We start from the raw sequence: 15,798 nt of genomic DNA on the forward strand, positions 1-15,798 counted from the left end.
GGCGCGGCGCGCGGTAGGTACTTGGCGGGTCGCGGCCCGTGCGGCAAGGTGATTGCGTGGCTGACGCGAAGGTGGTGCCAGGGAAGGCGAGCCCGCGGGGGCGGTATCCGCATGTGAAGGTGGCCGGTGGGTTCGCGTTTGTGTCGGGGACGTCGAGCCGGCGGGCGGACAACTCGATCGCGGGGGCCTCGGTGGATCCGCTCGGGACGGTGGAGCTGGACATCCGGGTGCAGACGCGGGCGGTGCTGGAGAACATCCGGGACGTCCTCGCCGCGGTCGGTGCCGGGCTCGAGGATCTGGTCAGCGTCACGACGTACCTGGTGTCGATGAACGACTTCGGCGGGTACAACGAGGTGTACGGCGAGTTCTTCGACGAGAACGGGCCGGCGCGAACGACTGTCGCAGTACATCAGCTGCCGCATCCCCAGCTGCTGATCGAAATATCTGCCGTAGCGGCGATCCCGCAAAGGAGCTAGTGATGGCGAATCTGGAGTCGACGAACTTCCCGGAGTGGATCGAGGAGAACAAGCACCTGCTGAAGCCGCCGGTCGGCAACAAGCAGATGTTCCCGACCGGGGACGACTTCATCACGATGGTGGTCGGCGGGCCGAACCAGCGCACCGACTTCCACGTCGACCCGTACGAGGAGTTCTTCTACCAGATCTCGGGTGAGCTCCGGGTCAACGTGATGACCGACGACGGTCCCGCGACGGTCGCGGTGAACGCCGGCGAGATGTGGGTCCTGCCGCGAAACATGCCGCACTCCCCGCAACGCGGACCGGAGTCGATCGGCCTGGTGATCGAACGCGTCCGCGAACCCGGCGTCCTGGAGAAGTTCCGCTGGTACTGCGCCAACTGCAACGGGATCGTCCACGAGGTCGAGCTCCAGGTGACCGACATCGTCGCCGACCTGCCTCCGGTGTTCACCGCGTTCTACGAGAGCGAGGACGCGCGTACCTGCCCGAACTGCGGCACGGTGCATCCGGGTAAATGACCGTCGACGTCCATACCCACCTGGTGCCGAAGGGCTGGCCGGATCTCGCGGCGGCCTGCGGCGGCGACGGCTGGCCGTGGCTGCGGATCGACTCCGAGCGGGCCGCGATGATCATGATCGGCTCGACGGAGTTCCGCCCGATCGGACCGCAGGCCTGGGATCCGGCCGTCCGGCGCGCGGACATGGATGCCGACGGCATCGATCTGCAGGTGGTGTCGCCGACCCCGGTGTTCTTCGGGTACGAGCGGCCCGCCGACCAGGCCGTGAAGCTCGCGCGGATCTTCAACGACCTGACCCTGGAGACACTCGCCGGCGACGACCGGTTCGTGCCGTTCTGCCAGGTGCCGCTGCAGGATCCGGACCTCGCCTGCGCCGAGCTGGACCGCTGCCGCGCCGCCGGTCACGCCGGCGTCGAGATCGGCAACCACGTCGGCGACAAGGACCTCGACGACGCCGGGATCGTTGCCTTCCTCAAGCATTGCGCGGAGACCGGGACACCGGTGCTGGTGCATCCGTGGGACATGCCGGGCGGTCCGCGGCTGGACCGGTGGATGGCGCGCTGGCTGACCGGGATGCCGGCCGAGACGCATCTGTCGTTGCTGGCGATGATCCTCGGCGGGGCGTTCGACCAGTTGCCGCCGTACCTGCGGATCTGTTTCGCCCACGGGGGCGGGAGTTTCGCGTTCTGGCTGGGGCGACTCGAGAACGCCTGGCACCGGCGCGGAGACATCGTGCGCGGTTGCTCGCAGCATCCACCGGCGACGTACCTGGACCGGATCCTGGTCGACACGGTGGTGTTCGAATCAGCGCCTTTGCGGCTACTTGTCGATACCTTGGGGGAAGACCGCGTTCTGGTCGGCAGTGACTATCCCTATCCACTGGGTGAGCGGCCGGTCGGGGAAGTAGTACGGAAGGCCGGCTTCCTGACCGCGGAGCAGCAGCACAAGCTGCTGACGGCGAACGCCCTGCGCTATCTCGGGAGGTCTGGATGAGTGAGGACCGGTCGGTACTGTCGCGCACTGCGCGTGAGCCCGATGAGGAGCTCAAGTACGGCGACCACGCGGACCAGGTGATCGACCACTGGCACGCGAAGGAGTACCGGCCGACCGTGGTGTTCCTGCACGGCGGTTTCTGGCGGCCGAAGACCGACCGGATGCACGCCCGGTCGCTCGGTGCGGCCCTGTCGGACCTGGGGTGGTCCGTGCTGTCGCTGGAGTACCGCCGCGAGCCCGGCGACCCGGACGCGACCACGACAGACATCCGTACGGCGCTCGACGCGCTCCCGGATCTCGTAGACGTCCACGCGGGCTATGTGCTGATGGGCCACTCCGCAGGCGGTCAACTCGCGTTGTGGGCCGCGTCGACGCTCAACCCGGTCCAGCTGCGCGGCGTGGTCGCCTTGGCCCCCGTAGCCGACCTGTTGCTGGCTGACCAGCAGCGCCTCGGCGACGGCGCCGTACAGGCCTTCATCGGCGGCGGTGTGCGCAACGACCTCGACCCGGCGCACCTCCCGGCCTCCATCGCACCGGTAACGCTCATCCACGGCGTCAACGACACCGTCGTCCCGCTCAGCGTCACCGAGTCCTACTTCAGCGCCCACCCCACGGCCCACTTCCACCGCGTGGACCACTGCGGCCACTACGAACTCATCGACCCCATGACCGACCCCTGGCACGTAGTAACCACCGAACTGACCCGCCTCACGTCCTAGGCGTCATCCTCATCCGGGATGCGCCGCCAGACGGCGCCGCGTCCCGTCCCCTCAGGACTGACCTTCTGCTCGGTCTTGAGCTCCTCGAGGACAAGACGGATCGTCTGGTCGCTGATCCCGGGCAGACCGACAAACGTACTAAACGCTGCTCATCTTAGTAGGTTTGTATCTTTTGTTGGTTCGTTTCTCTTGCTCGTCCGCCACTCTCGGTGGCGGTTCGGCACGCTCCGTGCTGCTACTGCAGGCGCTTGGCGGCGGTGAGGAGGCCTTCGGAGGTGGGGAGGAGGGCGGAGACCAGGTCGTCGTCCTCGCGGACGGCGCGGACCAGGTCGCGCAGTGCCATCGTGTCGGCGTCGCGGCGGGCCGGGTCGGCGACACGGCCGCCGGTGAGGATGCCGGCGAACGCGACGACGCCGCCGGGGCGCAGCAGCCGCAGTGCCTCGTGCAGGTACGCCGTGTTCTCGCGCCGGTCGGCGTCGCAGAACACCAGGTCGTAGTGGCCGTCGGTGAGCCGGGTCACCACGTCCAGCCCGGCACCCGCGATCAGGCGGAACCGGTTCGACGCGACGCCGGCGTCGAGGAACGTCTTACGGGCCAGGCGCTGGTTCTCCGCGTCGATGTCGACCGTGGTGAGCGTGCCGTCGGGGCGCATCCCGCGCAGCAGGGCGAGGCCGGAGACGCCGGTCCCGGTGCCGATCTCGACGACTGCCTTGGCGCCGGCGCCGGCAGCGAGCAGGCTCAGCGCGGCGGACGTGCCCGGGCCGATCGGGGCGACACCGCTGTCCGCGGCGCTCGCCCGCGCACCGGTGACGACTTCGTCCTCACCGGTGTAGTCCTCGGCGTACGCCCAGGACGTCGGGTCGATGCCGGTGGCGATGGCGTCCTCCCAATGGTCGGCGGAGTGTTCTGCGGCTGCGGTACCCATGCTGATCCGAAGCCTAGCGGTTGGAAGTCCGCTTTCCGTGCTGCACGCGCTGAGACTGCGCACTCTTGCTCATAACGACCTTGACGCAATCAGATATGATCGTCTTCAGTGGACATGACTCACCTGGTGAGGGAGGTGTGCGGTGCCTTTTGGGGAATTTGGGGGGTCAGGCGCGGATGACGTCGATCCCGGCTTCGCGGAAGACCGTCAGCTGGGAGTCGTCGGCCTGGGCGTCGGTGACGAGCGTGTCGATCTCGCTGAGCTCGCAGATCCGGGCGAAGGCGCGCTGCCCGAGCTTCGAGGAGTCGGCCACCACGACCACCTTCGCGGCCCGGCTGACGATCAGCTGGTTGATGTTCGCCTCGCCCTCGTGATGGGCGGTGGCGCCGGTCTCGTCGATCCCGTCGACGCCGATGAACGCGATGTCCAGCGACAGGTCGGACAGGATCCGGTGCGACAGCGGGCCGATCATCTCGTAGGACTGCGGCCGCGCCACACCACCGGTGAGCACCATCTTCACGTGCGGGCGGACGATCAGCTCGTTGGCGATGTTCAGCGCGTTCGTGACGAGCGTGAACGCCGGCTCACCGTGCTCCGCGGACAGCTCCGGGCGGGTCGCGAGTGTGCGCGCCACCTCCGAGATCGTCGTACCGCCGTTCATCCCGATCACCATGCCGCGCCGGACCAGCGTGGCCGCGGCCTGCGCGATCCGCTGCTTCTCGGACGCGAAACGCGCAGTCTTGTAGCGCAGCGGCAGGTCGTACGACACCGCGTTGGCGACCGCGCCGCCGCGGGTCCTGGTGAGGAGCTGCTGCTTGCCGAGATGGTCCAGGTCACGCCTGATCGTGGCCGCGGACACGTGCAACTGCTCGGCGAGCTCGTCGACGTCGATGGCGCCCTTCTCGGCCAGCGACTCGAGCAAGGTGTTGAGGCGTTCATAACGCTTCACCCGGGGCTCCTCCTTCACACAATCGGTCAGCCGGGTGGCGGCTGGTTGGCACCATTCGATCACGTTCGAGCAGTTTCGACCATGACAAGTGCGGAGACGACATGACCCAGACGCCATTCGTGAGCAGTGAGATCGCCACTCAGCCAGCGCTGTGGCGCCAGGTCTCGGACGGTTTCGCGCAGTACGGCGGTGCACTTCCGAAGGCCGGTCAGCGGGTCGCGGCCGTCGGCTGCGGCACCTCCTGGTTCATGGCGATGGCGTACGCCGCGTTGCGCGAGGACCTCGGCCAGGGCGAGACCGACGCGTTCGCCGGCTCGGAGTTCCCGGCCGGTCGCGCGTACGACGCGGTGGTCGTGATCAGCCGCTCCGGTACGACGACCGAAGTACTGGACCTGATCCGGGAGACCGACCTGCCGACGATCGCGATCACCGCCACCGCGGACTCGCCGATCGTCGAGCTGGCCGACCACACCATCCTGCTCGAGTTCGCCGACGAGCAGTCCGTCGTACAGACCCGGTTCGCGACCACCACGCTGGCGCTGCTCCGCGCGTCGCTCGGTGAGGACCTGACGCAGGCCGCTGCGGACGCTCAGACCGCACTGACCATCGACGTCGACGAGCTCGCCAAGCTCGAGCAGGTCACGTACGTCGGCACGCGGTGGACCGTCGGCCTGGCCCACGAGGCCGCGCTCAAGCAGCGCGAGGCCGCGTCCGCGTGGACCGAGGCGTACCCGGCGATGGACTACCGGCACGGCCCGATCGCGATCGCGCAGCCGGGCCGTGGCGTCTGGATCTTCGGCCAGCCGCCGGCGGGCCTGCTCGACGACGTCACCGCGACCGGCGCGACGATCGTCCACCACGACCTCGACCCGATGGCGTCCCTCGTCGTCGCCCAGCGCGTCGCCGTCGCCAAGTCCCTCGCGCTCGGCCTGAACCCGGATCAGCCCCGCAGCCTCTCCCGCTCGGTCATCCTCGACGACTGACCTTCCGCTGGCACGTCGCGCCCCCAGCGCGAGGGGATAACCCCTCGCGGTGGGGGTTCTCTGTTCGTACACCAGGGGAGAACCCTGCACACGAACGGATATCCGTCCGTGCGAGGCGAGGCGAGGCGACGCGGGGCGAGGCGGGGTGAGGCGGGGCGGGGTGAGGCGGGGCGAGGCGGGGCGAGGCGAGGCGGGGCGGGCGGGGTGAGGCGGGGCGGGGTGAGGCGGGGTGAGGCGGGGCGGGGTGAGGCGGGGCGGGGTGAGGCGGGGCGAGGCTGGGCGAGGCGAGGCGGGGCGGGCGGGGCGGGCTAGGTGGTTCGGTGGGTGGTGAGGTGGCCGGTGACGGCGGCGGTCATCAGGCCGAGGCCGACTATGAGCAGGGTTGAGTTGGTGCCTAGTGCGGGGACCAGGAGGCCGGCGGTGGCTTGGCCTACGGCTGAAGTGCCGACTCGGAGGCTGGCTGCGGTGGTGCTGACTCGGCCTTGGAGTGATCTGGGGCTGTACTGCTGGCGTGCCGCGAACATCGCCGGGAGCGTCGGGCCTTCCGCGAACCCGGCAACCACTGCGAGCACCAGCAGTACGGCGAACGACGGGGCGAGCGGCCATGTGGTGAGGACGAGGCCGTACGCGGCGACCGACAGCATCACCACGTGTTCTGGACGTCGACGAGTTCGGACCAGCAACGCCGTCGTGACGCTGCCGAGCTCGACGGCCGTCCATAGGTACCCGGCGGCGGACTTCGGCAGGCCGAGCGAGGACATGTGCAGTGGCAGCGCGATCAGCAGGATGCCGGTGAAGCCCATCAGCAAGGTGGTTGTCACGGTCGAGGCGCGCAGCGGTGGCGTCCGGGCGAGGTGGCGGAGACCGCTGACGACGGACGCCAGGAACGGTTCGCCGGAGGTGCCGACGGGTGGGAGTGCGGGGAGTCGGCTGATCGCGAGGATGCTGAGCGTTGCCGCGACCACGATCACCGCGACGGCTGCATCGACCGAGACACCGGCGGCGATGGTGGCCGCAGTCGCGGGGCCGGCGATCGCGGCGGCGCTGAAGCTGACGGACTCGAAGGAGTTGGCCCGCGCGAGTCGCTCCGGGCGGAACAGGCTCGGCAGCATGCTCGTGAACCCGCCGCTCACCATCGGCAACGTCGCACCGGCAACCGCTGCCAGCGCCGGTGTTATCCAGTGCGCGCTGTGACCGACCAAAGTCAGCAGACAGAGCATGACCACGCCGAGCACAGCCTGGTTGAGTGCGAGGGCGCTGCGGCGGTACGGCGTCCGGTCGAGCCAGGCGCCGAGCAGCGGGCCGGTGACGATCGCGGGGAACGCGTACGCCGCACCGGTCACGCCCGCGAGCGCCGGGTTGTCGGTGCGGTCGAGGACCAGCAGGACGAGCGTGAACGCGACCATCTCGTCGGCGAACCGGGCCAGCGTCGCCGCGAGGTAGTAACTGGGCACGCCGATCCTCCTGTAACGCAAAGCTGACTGTTACGCGTTACGCTAACAAAGGCGTTACGGGAGGAGTCCAGTGGAAATTCAGTCCCCGGATCGGCAGCTGCGGCTGGCCGTCGACCTGGTCAACACGCGAACCCTCGATCCCGAGCAGCTCAACACCCCGGCCGACCTGCGGACGTTCCTGCTCGAGCACGGCGAGCCCGAGCCGGTCGCCGTCGACGAGGCCGATCTGGCCGCGGTGCGGATGGTTCGCGAGTGGCTGCGGCCGGTGTTCCACGGCGATCCGGGTCAGGCGGCCCGGGTGTTGAACGCAGTACTCGAGAGGCACGCCGTACGGCCGTATCTGTCGGATCACGACGGGACGCCATGGCATCTCCATGTAGCGAAGCCAGGAGCTTCGTGGGCCGACTGGCTGGCGGCGACGAGTGCGCTCGGGCTGGCGAGTTTCGCGGCCGGCCACGGGTTCGAAGCCCTCGCGGTCTGTGCGGCGACGGACTGCGAGCGGGTCTTCGCGAACGCGGCGGAGAACCGGCCGCGCAGGTTCTGTACGCCGCGCTGCTCGAGCCGCACCCGCGTCGCGTCGTACCGGGCCCGACAGCGATAACCACCGGGCCCGACAGCGATAATCACCGGGCCCGGCGGCGGTAGCGACCGGGCTCGGCAGGAATAGCGAAACCAGTTTCGCCTGAGGTCTGGTATTTGCGAAAGCGCTTGCGCTACTCTGCGGAACGGTCGGCTTGCCGATCGCCATCCCCGCAGAGGAGTTCCGATGAAGAGGTTTGCAATCCGTTGTGCTGCAGGGCTTTCCGCGCCGCTTCTGCTGGCGGCCTGCTCCAGTGCGCCGTCCTCGGGCGGCGCCGCCGGTAGCGGAGCGAGTTCCGGAGGGCAGGTCGCGATCACGGTCGGTGACCGTCCGAGCAGTTCCGACCCGGCCAACCGGGCCACCTTCGACAAGCGGGTGGCCGACTTCCAGAAGGCCAACCCGGACATCAAGCTGAACCCGGTCGAGACCATCTGGGACGCGACGACGTTCCAGGCGCAGGCCGCCGGCGGCCAGCTGCCCGACGTACTGAACGTGCCGTTCACCGAGCCGCAGGGCATGATCGCCCGCAAGCAGGTCGCCGACCTGACCCAGGTGCTCAAGGACCAGGGTCTGATGGACAAGTTCAACCCGAACGTCCTGAAGATCGCCCAGGACAAGTCCGGCAGCGTGTTCGCGGTGCCGACCGCGGCGTACTCGGTCGGTCTGGTCTACAACCGGGACCTGTTCAAGAAGGCCGGTCTGGACCCGGACAAGCCGCCGGCGACCTGGGACGAGCTGCGCGCGGACGCGAAGCAGATCGCCCAGAAGACCGGTCAGCCCGGCTACGCGCAGATGACGACGAACAACACCGGCGGCTGGATGTTCACCACCCAGACGTACGCGTTCGGCGGGTCGATCGAGAACGAGGACGGCAGTAAGGCGACCTTCGACGACGCGCCGTCCAAGGCCGCGCTGCAGTTGCTGCACGACATGAAGTGGACCGACAAGTCGATGGGCCAGGCCGTGCTCTACGACATCAACGGGATCTCGAAAGCGTTCGCGGCCGGCAAGGTCGGGATGTTCATGGCCGCGCCGGACGCCTACCGCACGCTGGTGCAGCAGAACGGCCTGCCGTCGGCGGCGTTCGGGATCGGCCCGATGCCGCAGCAGGGCGGTGACCACGGCACCCTGAGCGGTGGCAGCGTCCAGATCGTCAGCCCGAACGCGACCGACGCCGAGAAGGTCGCGGCGATCAAGTGGATCAAGTTCAACTATCTGAACAAGTACGTGGACCAGGATGCCGCGGTGACGAGTGCGAAGGCCGGTGTGGCGGCGAAGCTTCCGGTCGGTACGCCGGGCCTGCCGGTGATCTCGGCGGACCAGTGGTCGACGTACCAGGGCTGGATCAAGCCGTACGTCAACGTGCCGCTGGAGAACTTCGCGTCATACACCAAGGTCGCTGCTGACCAGAAGATCATCGCCGAGCCGCCGGTGAAGGCTCAGGAGGTGTACGCCGCTCTCGACCCGGTCGTGCAGACCGTGCTGGGGAACGAGAAGGCCGACGTCGGTGCGCTGCTGACCAAGGCCGCCGGCACCGTGAATGCCAAGCTCGGGCGCTGAGTTGCCCACCGCAACCACCACTCGTTCCACCGGTGCCCCGGCGACCAGCCGCGGCGCCGGTGTGCGGCGACGGGTGAACCGCAGGTATCTGCAGCGGATGCGAGGTGGAGTACCGGCAGTGCTGTTCGCGCTGCCGGTGCTCCTGATCTTCGTCGTGTTCTCGTGGGGCCCGATCGTCAAGGGCCTCGTGATGAGCGTGCAGCAGACCAATCTGGTCGATCCGGTCAAGTGGGTCGGGCTGGAGAACTTCCGCTACGTGCTGACCGACCCCGGCGTCGGTCAGGCGGCGCTGAACACGGTCTGGTTCACCTTGCTGGCTTTGCTGTTCGGCTTCCCGCTGCCGGTCCTGCTGGCGATGTTCCTGTCCGAGTTGCGTGGCAGGTCGTGGCTGTACACGACGCTGGCGTATCTGCCGGTGATCACGCCGCCGGTGGTGGCCATCCTGCTCTGGCGGTTCTTCTACGACCCGTCGGCGAGTGGGATGTTCAACACCATCCTGGGCGCGGTGGGGCTCGGTCCGTTCCCGTGGCTGGACAGTCCGTCGTCGGCGATGCCGTCGATCGTGCTGGAGGCGACGTGGGCGGGTGCGGGTAACGCAGTGATCATCTACCTGGCCGCGCTGACGTCGGTACGCGCGGACCTCTACGAGGCGGCCGAGCTGGACGGCGCGGGCGTCGTACGGCGGGTTTGGCACGTGATGTTGCCGCACCTGCGTGGGGTGCTGCTGCTGATGCTGCTCCTGCAGGTGATCGGGACGATGCAGTTGTTCACCGAACCGCTGCTGTTCACCGGCGGTGGACCACAAGGGTCGACGATGACGATTCTGTTGCTGATCTACAACTACGCGTTCGTCAACGGCGACTACGGTGCCGCGACGGCGCTGAGCGTGCTGCTGGCGATCGCGCTCGCCGTACTGTCCGCGGTCTTCCAGTTGGCGACGCGTGGTTGGAGTACCGAATGAGTCAAGAACGTGGTGCGCTGTCGGACGCGGACCGGAAGCTCACGCGGGTCAGAGTGCCGTTCGTGGCCGGGCAGGTCGTCGTACTGATCGGACTGCTCGTCGCGGGTCTGGGGCCGTTGCTGTGGTTGCTCAAGGCAGCGATCTCGCCGACGCAGGACAGCATCCGCTCGCCGCTCGGCTGGTTCCCCTCCGGTCAGGTGCAGTGGCAGAACCTCGCCACCGCGTGGCAGCAGGGCCATATCGGCTACTACCTGGGCAACACCGCCATGATCGCCGCGGGTTCGGCGGTCACGTCGCTGATCGTCTGTACGACGTCCGGCTACGTGCTGAGTGTGCTGCGCCCGCGGTGGGGCGCGCTGTTGTCCGCGGCGATCCTGGCCACGTTGTTCGTGCCGCACATCGTCTCGCTCGTGCCGCTGTATCTGACCGTGCTGAAGATGCCGGTGGTGCACGCCAACCTGACCAACACGTTCTGGGCGGTCTGGCTGCCGCCCGCGGCCAGTGCGTTCAACGTGCTGATCGTGAAGCGGTTCTTCGACAGCATCCCGCGTGAGTACTTCGAGGCCGCCCGGATCGACGGCGCCGGCTCGATCCGGGTGTTCACCTCGCTCGTGCTCCCGCTGTCGCGGCCGATCCTGGGTGTGGTCGTGCTGCTCAGCATCATCTCTTCGTGGAAGGACTACCTGTGGCCCCTGCTGGTGCTGACGAATCCGGATCTCCAGCCGGTCTCGGTGGCGTTGCCCAAGATCGCGAAGGTGACGGAACTCAACATCCAGTTGGCGGGTCTGTTCCTGGCCCTGCTGATCCCGGTGCTGCTGTTCCTGGTCTTCCAGCGAGCATTCTTGCGTGGCGTGGGCCTGTCTGGGGGCATCAAGGCGTGAAACGCGTTCTGGTGACCGGTGCGGACGGTTCCATCGGCCGAGCCGCCGTCGACGGTCTGCAAGCCGCCGGGTACGACGTCACAGGTCTGTCCCTTCGCTACGACCACGCCAGTACGGCGGACCGCTCACTGGTCGGCGATGCGCGGTCGGCCGACGATGTGTCCGCCGCACTCGCCGACGCGGACGCCGTACTGCATCTGGCCGCGATTCCGCATCCCAGTCTGGGTACGCCGGAGGAGGTGTTCGAGAACAACGTCGCGGCGACCTTCAACGTGCTGGCGCAGGCTGGGCAGCGGGGGATCGGTCGCGTGGTGATCGCGAGCAGTATCAACGCATTCGGCGTACCGATGAACGTGAACGAGGTCGAGCCGGCGTACTACCCGCTGGACGAGGAGGTGGAGGCTGACATCGCCGACGCGTACTCCTTGTCCAAAAGCGTGGACGAACAGAGCGCGCGGATGGCGTGGCGGCGCTGGGGGACCGATGTGATCGCGCTGCGCTTCCCGCTGGTCAAGGATCGCGACGAGCTGGTCAAGTTCGCCGCGATGGCGGACCGCGACCCGTCGATCATGGCTCGCGAGGGTTGGGCCTATCTGGACCTGCGGGACGGCGTACGGGCGATCATTGCCGCACTGGAGTCAACGGCTGCCGGAGCACACGTGGTGGGGCTGGCAGCCGACGACATCCTGATCGACCGGGAGACGGACGAGCTACTGCGCCAGTACGCGCCAGGCGTGCCGTTGAAGCGACCTGTGGACGGACGTGGCTCGCTGGTCGACACGACGCGGGCGCAGGAGTTGCTGGGCTTCCGGCCGCGGTACTCGATCCACGATCAGGCGGTGTCCGCGACGACCACGTGAGGCTCGACGTACTCGACTCCGGGCTGGAGGTCGCCCTCCAGGAGCCGGTTGGCGACCTGGCGGCCGATCTCCTCGAGGCCGACGTCGATCGTGGTCAGGTGCCTGGTGCCGCGCTGGTCGTGCATCAGGCTCTCCCAGTTGTCGACGCCGATCAGCGCGATGTCGCCGGGCACCTGCCGGCCGGCGGCGCGGACGGCCCGTTCCACACCGCGGCCGATCGCGTCGCTGCCGCAGAAGATCGCGTCCAGGTCGGGCACCTCGGCCAACAGCTCGGCCGCGGCCTGCTCGCCCCACTCCTCGCGCCAGCGCCCGAATCGGACCGGTGCCGCCCACTTGAGCCCGGCCTCGAGGAGCAGCTCGGCGGCGCCCTCGGCCCGGCGTTGCGCGGCCATGTCGTGCCGCTCCGCGGTCAGGTGCGCGATCTTGCGCCGGCCGTTGGTCAGCAGGTGGCTGATCGCGAGCCGCCCGATCGCGTAGTCGTCGGCGGTGATCGTGGTGTCCTGCGGATCCGCCGGCACCGTGAACGCGTTGATCACCGGGACGTCGAACCGGCTGGTCAGCGACGGCGTCCGGAACGACGTACTGGTGCCGATCACGATCACGCCGTCGATCCGGCGGGCACGTAGCTGCAGGATGCTCTCGGTCACGTCGTGCTGCTCGTCCATCCGCGCGTCGTACAGCAGGATGGCCTGCTCCTTCGCGCCCAGCTCGGTGGCCACGGTGGCCAGCACCACGCGGGTGAACGGGTTCGACGCGCGGTGTGTGAGGACTCCGATCGTCTGGCTGCGGCCGCGGGCGAACGAGCGGGCCAGCGCGTTGTGCCGGAAGCCGAGCCGGTCCGCAGTCACCCGCACGTGTTCCCGGGTGGCTTCCGAGATCCGGTCCGTGCCGTTGAGGGCTTTGGAAGCCGTCGACAGCGACACACCGGCCGCGGCAGCCACATCGGACAGCGTGATCACCTGGTCGGCCATGCACACATCGTAATGAGGTCACGAGCCGTTGACAGCGAGGGCGCGGCGTATCAGGGTGTGATCTGCGAAACCGCTTTCGCTTCCCCTGGGAGGAGAACGCTCCATGGCACGTCGCCGCTCCGGCGCAGTCAGTCTTCTCACGGCCGGTCTGATGCTGGCCGCAGTACTCCAGTCACCCGCCCGCGCGGCAGTCACCGCCGCGCCCTCACTGAGCATCACGCCGACGACCGTCGGCAACACGTTCACCGTCGGGCAGCAGGTGAAGCTGGGCTTCACCACCGACGCAACGACCGTCAACTGGACGGTCCGCGACGCCGGCGGCACTGAGGTCGCCAAAGGCTCCGCATCGGCCGCTTCACTCAACGGACAGCTCCCGCTGTCGATCAGTACGCCCGGCTGGTACCAGACCGATCTCACAGCGGTCGGCTCCGACGGCTCCACCACGTTGGGCGGCACCGACTTCGCCGTACTGAGTCCGCACGACTTCTCGGCGTCCACGGACACCCGGATCGGTGTCGCTGGTGCGCTCGGGTTCAGCAGTGCGTCCAATCCCGGTCTTGAGTCCGTACCGCTGATGGCCAACGGCGGTATCTCCACCGACCGCGACGAGGCGTTCTGGGCGGCCGCCGAGACCACCAAGGGCGTCATCCAGTTCCCGCAGCGGGTCAAGGACTACAAGGCCGCGCTGGACGCGAACAACGTGGACTTCCTGCACATCCTCGACTACGGCAACCCGCTGTACTACCCGGACGAGGCGCCCGCCACCGACGAGCAGCGAGCGGCCTTCACCAGGTACGCCGTTGCTGCGGTCGACGAGTTCGGTACCGAGCACACGACGTACGAGCTGTGGAACGAGTGGAACCTGCGGGATCCGAACGGGGCCGCGAAGGCCAGTCCGGAGAACTACGTCGCGCTGCTGAAGATGGTCAGCGCTGCGGTGCGGGCGAAGCACCCGGAGGTGAAGCTGACCGGTCCGTCGCTGGCGGTCATCAACGACTGGCAGGGGTGGTTCACGAAGTTCGCGGACCTCGGTGGGCTGGACTACGTCGACGCGGTGACCATCCACCCGTACGTGCAGCCGCTGGACCCGGAGGCCTCGGTCACCTACGTCAACACGATCCGCAGCATCATGGCGGCGCACGGCTCGACCAAACCGATCTACATCACCGAGCAGGGCTGGGCGACCGGCACCAACCCCAGCGCGGTCTCCGAGCCGGCACAGGCCAGGGACCTGATCCGCGGCCAGCTGCTGTCGTACGGCAACGGTGTGGCGCGCTACAGCTCGTACAACTTCATGGACTCGGGGACTGACCCGTCGAACGTCGAGCACCGGTTCGGCCTGGTGCGCAACCGGCTCGACACGCGTGGCGCGCTCGTCCCCAAGCCGTCGTACGTCGCGACCGCCGTCCTCGCTCGCCAGATCGACGAGCGCCCGCTGATCGGCCAGACCCGCTTCGGCACCAACGGGTACGACGTCGCGTTCGACGCCGGTAGTGGTCAGTCGGTCCACGCCGTCTGGTCGGCGACACCCGGCCTGGTCAACGTGGCCGCTCCGGCGGGCTCTCCGGTCGAGATCACCAATCTGTACGGCGTGACGACCACTCTGACCGCTGACGCCGGAGGACACGTGTGGGTGTCGGCCGGACCGGATCCGTTCTATGCACGTGGTGCGATTTCCGGAGTGGCGCCGTCCAACCGGTTCGCGCTCTCGATGACGCCGGAGATCGCCGGCGACCCGGCCACCGGGACACTGACGTTCAGCAACCCGGATGCGGTCGCCCACACGTTCACCGTGTCCGCCGGCGGTACCGAAACGAGCGGATCAGCCGCTGCAGGCGCCACAGCAACCGCACCGGTCAGCTATCCGGCACAGGAGTCGACTGGACCGCGCACATACACCGCCACGGTCAGCGTCGACGGACAACCCGTCGGGCTGATCTCCACGACAGGTACTGCGACCCCGCCGTTGTCCGTGACTGCCTCACACGTCCTCAACGGCAGTGGCAAGGACCTGCTCCGCTTCCGTGTCACCAACGCGTCGTCACGGCCCATCACGCTGGACGGGCTGGACTGGGCGTCTGCAACCGCGTCAGGCACGCTCCTGGCCGGGTCCGTCGTCCCAGCGCATTCCACGAACGAGGCTGACGTCGCACTGACGCTCACTGCCGCGTCAACGTGGTCGGCGAGCGTCCGGCGTCCCGGGGCTGCTGACATCAAGGCGTCCGGGAAGCTGGTGCCAGTCGCCGCGCCTACGGTGGCGAACCGCCACACGGTCACGTTGGACGGCGTCATCGACCCAGAGGTCGCCAAACAGCCCGCCATCGCACTCGAAGGCACCGGTACGCCGCCGGTGACGGGCTGGGGCGGTCCGAGCGACCTGTCCGGTTCGCTCTGGCTCACTCACGACGACCAGAACCTGTACCTGTCCGCCAAGGTCACCGACGACGTGTTCTCGCAGCCCAACCGCAACGGCAACATCTGGGGCGGCGACGGGATCCAGCTCGGTATGACAGCCGGTGCGCCCGGTGAGGCGACCGCTACCCAGGAGATCGGTGCCGCCCTGACCGATGCCGGTCCGGTGGACACCTGGCGCTGGACTCCGACGACTCAGACCGGTACGCCGCCTGGCGTCCAGGCGAAGGTGGTCCGGGACGAGACGGCGCACACCACGACGTACGAGATCGCGATCCCGTGGAGCACGCTCGGGTTCGCGGCGAAGGATCGACTGCTCTCGGCCACCGTGGTGCTCAACGAGAACGACGGCACCGGGCGGCGCGGCTGGCTGACCTGGGGCAAGGGGGTCGCGGAGACCAAGAACCCGGCCCTGTTCAACGCGATCCGGCTGGATCCGGCGGCGGCCCGGTAGCCCCGCACTGACTCGGCGTAGGTGCCCTGGAACGCTGCCCGAGGGGCACCTACGCCGAACCCACTCCCGCCGAACCCACTCCGGATGCCTAGGATCAGGTGGG

15 protein-coding genes are annotated in these 15,798 nt (G+C 68.3%); 11 read left to right on the forward strand and 4 right to left on the reverse strand.

Annotated features, from left to right (window positions below):
• The first annotated feature begins 56 nt into the window (after nt 1-56).
• From AC0662_RS36500 to AC0662_RS36515, 4 genes are read left to right on the forward strand one after another with little or no spacing between them, the layout of a single operon-like run.
• Complete coding sequence (locus tag AC0662_RS36500) at nt 57-476, forward strand: RidA family protein (RefSeq protein ID WP_452202609.1); 420 nt, start codon at nt 57-59, stop codon at nt 474-476.
• A gap of 2 nt (nt 477-478) precedes the next feature.
• The gene (locus AC0662_RS36505) at nt 479-994 is read left to right on the forward strand and encodes a 3-hydroxyanthranilate 3,4-dioxygenase (protein WP_452202611.1); all 516 of its coding nucleotides are present in this window, start codon (nt 479-481) and stop codon (nt 992-994) included.
• Nucleotides 991-1,986 (forward strand): amidohydrolase family protein, encoded by a 996-nt coding sequence (locus tag AC0662_RS36510; protein WP_452202613.1) that lies wholly within the window; start codon nt 991-993, stop codon nt 1,984-1,986. Before AC0662_RS36505 ends, AC0662_RS36510 begins: the two co-directional genes overlap by 4 nt.
• A complete protein-coding gene (locus tag AC0662_RS36515) occupies nt 1,983-2,705 on the forward strand; it encodes an alpha/beta hydrolase family protein (RefSeq protein ID WP_478306397.1) in 723 nt (240 codons plus the stop codon). Before AC0662_RS36510 ends, AC0662_RS36515 begins: the two co-directional genes overlap by 4 nt.
• A 235-nt stretch (nt 2,706-2,940) precedes the next feature.
• Here the strand turns inward: AC0662_RS36515 and AC0662_RS36520 are convergent, their stop codons facing one another.
• Nucleotides 2,941-3,630: an O-methyltransferase gene (locus AC0662_RS36520; protein ID WP_478306399.1), complete on the reverse strand. Its 690-nt coding sequence runs from the start codon at nt 3,628-3,630 to the stop codon at nt 2,941-2,943.
• Between the two features lie 166 nt (nt 3,631-3,796).
• Complete coding sequence (locus AC0662_RS36525) at nt 3,797-4,579, reverse strand: DeoR/GlpR family DNA-binding transcription regulator (protein ID WP_452202619.1); 783 nt, start codon at nt 4,577-4,579, stop codon at nt 3,797-3,799.
• 101 nt (nt 4,580-4,680) lie between these two features.
• Between AC0662_RS36525 and AC0662_RS36530 the strand changes: the two genes are divergently transcribed.
• Nucleotides 4,681-5,562 carry an SIS domain-containing protein gene (locus tag AC0662_RS36530; RefSeq protein ID WP_452202621.1) on the forward strand — a complete coding sequence of 294 codons (882 nt, stop codon included), beginning with the start codon at nt 4,681-4,683 and terminating at the stop codon, nt 5,560-5,562.
• A 308-nt stretch (nt 5,563-5,870) separates the two neighbouring features.
• Here AC0662_RS36530 and AC0662_RS36535 read toward each other — a convergent pair whose 3' ends face one another.
• Nucleotides 5,871-7,016, reverse strand: a complete 1,146-nt coding sequence (locus AC0662_RS36535; RefSeq protein ID WP_478306401.1) for an MFS transporter — start codon at nt 7,014-7,016, stop codon at nt 5,871-5,873.
• Between the two features lie 70 nt (nt 7,017-7,086).
• Here AC0662_RS36535 and AC0662_RS36540 point away from each other — a divergent pair, with 70 nt between their 5' ends.
• The 5 genes from AC0662_RS36540 to AC0662_RS36560 all read left to right on the forward strand — a co-directional run bounded on the left by AC0662_RS36540 (nt 7,087) and on the right by AC0662_RS36560 (nt 11,858).
• Nucleotides 7,087-7,617: a CGNR zinc finger domain-containing protein gene (locus tag AC0662_RS36540; RefSeq protein ID WP_478306403.1), complete on the forward strand. Its 531-nt coding sequence runs from the start codon at nt 7,087-7,089 to the stop codon at nt 7,615-7,617.
• A 165-nt stretch (nt 7,618-7,782) separates the two neighbouring features.
• Entirely contained in the window at nt 7,783-9,156 is a 1,374-nt protein-coding gene (locus tag AC0662_RS36545; RefSeq protein WP_478306405.1) for an extracellular solute-binding protein, read from the forward strand.
• A 97-nt stretch (nt 9,157-9,253) separates the two neighbouring features.
• A complete protein-coding gene (locus AC0662_RS36550) occupies nt 9,254-10,117 on the forward strand; it encodes a carbohydrate ABC transporter permease (RefSeq protein WP_452202629.1) in 864 nt (287 codons plus the stop codon).
• A complete protein-coding gene (locus tag AC0662_RS36555; protein WP_452202631.1) occupies nt 10,114-10,998 on the forward strand; it encodes a carbohydrate ABC transporter permease in 885 nt (294 codons plus the stop codon). Before AC0662_RS36550 ends, AC0662_RS36555 begins: the two co-directional genes overlap by 4 nt.
• Nucleotides 10,995-11,858 carry an NAD-dependent epimerase/dehydratase family protein gene (locus AC0662_RS36560; RefSeq protein ID WP_478306407.1) on the forward strand — a complete coding sequence of 288 codons (864 nt, stop codon included), beginning with the start codon at nt 10,995-10,997 and terminating at the stop codon, nt 11,856-11,858. Before AC0662_RS36555 ends, AC0662_RS36560 begins: the two co-directional genes overlap by 4 nt.
• Here AC0662_RS36560 and AC0662_RS36565 read toward each other — a convergent pair.
• Nucleotides 11,831-12,829 (reverse strand): LacI family DNA-binding transcriptional regulator, encoded by a 999-nt coding sequence (locus AC0662_RS36565; RefSeq protein ID WP_452202635.1) that lies wholly within the window; start codon nt 12,827-12,829, stop codon nt 11,831-11,833. The two genes, AC0662_RS36560 and AC0662_RS36565, sit on opposite strands and share 28 nt — an antisense overlap.
• A 103-nt stretch (nt 12,830-12,932) precedes the next feature.
• Here AC0662_RS36565 and AC0662_RS36570 point away from each other — a divergent pair, with 103 nt between their 5' ends.
• Complete coding sequence (locus AC0662_RS36570; protein ID WP_478306409.1) at nt 12,933-15,695, forward strand: sugar-binding protein; 2,763 nt, start codon at nt 12,933-12,935, stop codon at nt 15,693-15,695.
• The last annotated feature ends 103 nt before the right edge of the window (nt 15,696-15,798 follow it).

This window comes from Kribbella sp. NPDC043289 (assembly GCF_056436705.1).

Excerpts from the sequence above, each read along its gene's own strand:
- AC0662_RS36515 (WP_478306397.1), top strand. The coding sequence starts at position 1,983 with ATGAGTGAGGACCGGTCGGTACTGTCGCGCACTGCGCGTGAGCCCGAT.
- AC0662_RS36510 (WP_452202613.1), top strand. The coding sequence starts at position 991 with ATGACCGTCGACGTCCATACCCACCTGGTGCCGAAGGGCTGGCCGGAT.
- AC0662_RS36570 (WP_478306409.1), top strand. The coding sequence starts at position 12,933 with ATGGCACGTCGCCGCTCCGGCGCAGTCAGTCTTCTCACGGCCGGTCTG.
- AC0662_RS36530 (WP_452202621.1), top strand. The coding sequence starts at position 4,681 with ATGACCCAGACGCCATTCGTGAGCAGTGAGATCGCCACTCAGCCAGCG.
- AC0662_RS36505 (WP_452202611.1), top strand. The coding sequence starts at position 479 with ATGGCGAATCTGGAGTCGACGAACTTCCCGGAGTGGATCGAGGAGAAC.
- AC0662_RS36565 (WP_452202635.1), bottom strand. The coding sequence starts at position 12,829 with ATGGCCGACCAGGTGATCACGCTGTCCGATGTGGCTGCCGCGGCCGGT.
- AC0662_RS36545 (WP_478306405.1), top strand. The coding sequence starts at position 7,783 with ATGAAGAGGTTTGCAATCCGTTGTGCTGCAGGGCTTTCCGCGCCGCTT.
- AC0662_RS36520 (WP_478306399.1), bottom strand. The coding sequence starts at position 3,630 with ATGGGTACCGCAGCCGCAGAACACTCCGCCGACCATTGGGAGGACGCC.
- AC0662_RS36550 (WP_452202629.1), top strand. The coding sequence starts at position 9,254 with ATGCGAGGTGGAGTACCGGCAGTGCTGTTCGCGCTGCCGGTGCTCCTG.
- AC0662_RS36555 (WP_452202631.1), top strand. The coding sequence starts at position 10,114 with ATGAGTCAAGAACGTGGTGCGCTGTCGGACGCGGACCGGAAGCTCACG.